Raw genomic sequence first — 1,277 nt, forward strand, 5'->3', positions numbered from 1 at the left:
AAAGAAGTGATCTTCGAATTCATTCATTCCCACCGGAATGAACACACCGTGGTGTTGATGTGTAGAGTTCTTGGTGTGTCTACATCTGGCTATTATTTATATGTGAAGCGATTGGATCGTGAGGAAACGGAAAGAGAACAATGGAGAAAGTACGTTGATGAACGTATTCTCTTTCATTTCGCTGATAACCATGAAACATATGGTAGTGTGAGAATTCACCGTAAGTTAGTGAAAGAAGATAAAATAGATGTTTCTTCTAAAACGGTTGCCAATCGAATGAGAGTGTTAGGTTTGTTTGCCACACCGCCTAAAATATATACCGTCACAACAGATTCTAATCATTCTAATCGTACGTATAACAATAACTTGAACCGTCAGTTTAACCCAGATGCCCCTAACAAAGTTTGGGTGACGGATATCACCTATATCCCTACTCATGAAGGTTTCTTATACTTTAATCCAATCCTGGACTTGTTCGGCAGGAAGGTCATTAGTTATGCCATAGACGACAAAATGGACCGTTCCTTGCCTCTTCGAGCTTTAAAAGAAGCCATCAAGCTGCGTCAACCGAAAGAAGGTTGGATACATCATTCGGATAAAGGAACTCAGTACTGTTCCAATGACTATATTGATGAGCTTAAAGAAGCAAAAGCGAAAATTAGTATGAGTAGGAAAGCCACTCCCTATGACAATGCCTGTGCGGAGTCGTTTTTTGCATCATTGAAGAAGGAGTATCTGAATAAATTTGTGTTTAGGACAAAAGCAGAAGCAATGGGAGCAGTGCAACTTTACGTTGAGTTTTACAATAGGAAGAGGATGCATTCCACATTAGAATACGCCACACCCAATGAGTACGAATTGGCATACTTTAAGGCGCAAAAAGAAGACGCCAATAAATCTCATTTAACCTCTGCTTAAAGGATCAATTTGATTTTTAATTGATCCTTTAAGTAGAGGCGTGCAAGCGAAGTGGAACACGTAGCGCGGAAGAAAAAATACGCCAATCCAGTACAGATTAATGTCTATTTTATTGACAGAACTCCATGTTCGGTCACTTTTAAGCGAGGTTTGGACATTTAAATTTTCGGTTCGGACAAAAAGACAAAAACTTCGGTCAACTTTAGAGAAACTTCGGTCAAAAATGCGAAATCTTTGGAGGTAGTATGAAAAGTGGACACAGGGATTGGCGTCATGTTTTAATCAAAACTAACAGATAAAAGGACGTGTTAAACATGACGAAAAAGAAAAGCTACTCTCCAGAGTTTAGGGAATATGTG

Annotated in this window: 1 protein-coding gene; it reads left to right on the plus strand. The window is 39.1% G+C overall.

The genetic code is table 11. From position 1 onward, the window contains the following. Positions 1-918: IS3 family transposase (locus HC179_RS00025; protein WP_168862481.1), on the plus strand; the 918-nt coding region annotated here is incomplete at its 5' end. Between the last annotated feature and the right edge of the window lie 359 nt (positions 919-1,277).

The organism is Bacillus sp. RO1, assembly GCF_012524115.1.
In the GTDB taxonomy this organism is placed as follows: Bacteria; Bacillota; Bacilli; order Bacillales; family Bacillaceae_I; genus Sutcliffiella_A.